The organism is Legionella gresilensis (assembly GCF_900639865.1).
GTDB classification, from domain to species: domain Bacteria; phylum Pseudomonadota; class Gammaproteobacteria; order Legionellales; family Legionellaceae; genus Legionella_C; species Legionella_C gresilensis.
In genome coordinates, this window is the sequence record NZ_CAAAHX010000019.1 from 1 (window position 1) to 2,121 (window position 2,121).

Below are 2,121 nucleotides of genomic sequence, written 5' to 3' on the forward strand. Positions count from 1 at the left end.
TTTTGGTGTGCAGGAAGCCAAGGCACCCATTATCCGCTGACAGGACATGTCAATGCCTCACTCTCACCTGTGCAAACCGCACTGTTGTTAACCGAGCGCTTAAATTACAAGCTGCATCGTGAGCTTTTAGTGTCTGATTCCAGTGCCGCTTTAAGTGCGATTTGCACAGAACATCATTATTCCGTGACCCCTAAATCACGTTACCGCTATGAAATGGTCAATCAGGTTGCGGATGGAAAACACTGCTATTCCTCCGGCCATAGTACGCTCATGTGGGAAGCAGGAAAAATTAAGCCGCATACGCCTGACCAATACGGTTTTTTAGTGTGGCGAAAACGCAACTGTACCTATATGTAGTTTGGAGAAAGAGATGACTAGAAAGGCGCTCACTTTGTTTCTTGGATATTTTGTTATGAATTCTCTGTCTGCCAGCACGATATCAGTCTTTGTCAGTTTTTCGATGCCAGAGACATTGCTTAAAGAGACATTAACAGAGAGCAGTCAATTACAAATTCCTATTTATTTAAACGGTCTCTACCATGATTCGATGCCAGAAACTGCGTTTAAACTAATGGCTCTTAGTCAACAAATCCCAAATTTAAATCTTCAAATTGACCCCACTTTATTTGAGCGTTTTGGTATTCATCAGGTGCCGGCTCTTGTGGTTGGCAATGGCAACAATTTTGACGTGATTTATGGGAATTTGTCGATTAAAGAGGGACTAATGCGTATCGCAGGCCGAGGCGAGAGTGGATTTTCAATGCATGAGGCAAGGGAGCTGTTAGGTGAGTAAGGTTACTTTTATATTGCTTTGTAGTCTTTTCTTAAGTGCTGTTGCTTGGGCAGGAAAAGGAGCTACTGTTGACCCAGTTAGTGCGCGTGAACAAGCTTTGCACGCATTAAAGCAATTTAATCCAAGCACCGTAATAGGCGGTTATACGAACACGCCACCAGAATCTGGCATTGCCATTTCTGAAGGCCAAAACCCATTGCCTCAATTAGGCAGTCAACGGGCAACTCACAATGAGACAGCGTCAAGCATTCTCTCACAAGCCGCGCGTCTCCATCTTAAAGCCAATCCCAAGGCATTAGAGATGCAATATGCTGAAACGTTATTGTCGGAGGCTGAGTCTGTTTTAGAAGGCAAGTGCTATGATCAGCCAGCACATTGTCAGATGGATTTTACGACGCAAACCTGCGAGGACAAAACGCGTTATCGCGTTGAGACTTGTGGTAGTACATTAAGCATTGGCACTAAAGCAACGACTCAAACGGCCAATCGCTATCTTTTCTATGAGAATAAGCCAGGTGTAGATGGGCTTCGTAAAACAATTCATTTGGGCGTGTGTGATGCGGATACGCCAGCACCTCTTTGTTCGGCTAGCAATCTTATTACCCTAAGCGCCCAATGTATTCGATTAGACTTGGGAGTCACTCAAGGTTCTATCCCATTAACGGTTCTTAAAGCGCCCAGTTGCCAAGACCCAACGGTTACCTTTGATTTATTGTGGGATGAGGCGGCTTTCGGTGGAGCTATAACTTTAACAGCAATTGAAAGCCAGTTGGAGGACCGCTGGACGCCTACTGATTGCAGCCAATATGAGGAGAAAATTAAAGAAGGCACGTGTGTAATGACGGCCTCTGACTTATGCTTAGAGCCCAATACCAGTCGAGTCATTGATGGCGTGGTCGTTACGCGTCCTTGCTGGGGTAAGGTGAGTAGCTATCAATGCATCGATGGTTTAACCAGTACGTGTGAGCCGCTACTTTCAAAAGGTTGCTCGCAGGTAGATTCCACGTGCACGTTGGCTACTGATAGGCGTTGTGATGTGTTTTTGCAAACGTTTCGCTGTCCTGTTAATCAGTGCTTTCCAAAACAAACCATTTGCCAACCAAAATTAAATTGCGCCGAAGGTGAGTGTGCTGAAACGATAGAAGAAGTAAGTGATGACATGGCGGAAGGATTAACTCGCTTAGGGGCGCTGGCCGGAACAGCGGCTGATGTCTCTGCCAACCAAATTAATTCTGGCGAGCCTTCCATTTTTAAAGGTGAGGCAGCAGCGTGTGAATCTTACCCATTAGGTATTCATGATTGCTGTCATGACAAAGGGTGGGGAAAAT

At 45.4% G+C, this 2,121-nt stretch carries 3 protein-coding genes; all 3 read left to right on the top strand.

What is annotated here, in order from left to right; genetic code table 11:
* Window positions 1–357, top strand: a 357-nt coding sequence (locus tag E1P04_RS15820; protein WP_207386049.1) for a TraU family protein, incomplete at its 5' end; no start/stop codon positions are given.
* A gap of 55 nt (window positions 358–412) precedes the next feature.
* Window positions 413–793: a type-F conjugative transfer system pilin assembly protein TrbC gene (gene trbC / locus E1P04_RS15825; RefSeq protein WP_242604493.1), complete on the top strand. Its 381-nt coding sequence runs from the start codon at window positions 413–415 to the stop codon at window positions 791–793.
* Window positions 786–2,121, top strand: a 1,336-nt coding sequence (gene traN, locus E1P04_RS15830; RefSeq protein WP_131783863.1) for a conjugal transfer protein TraN, incomplete at its 3' end; no start/stop codon positions are given. The genes trbC and traN, both read left to right, overlap by 8 nt.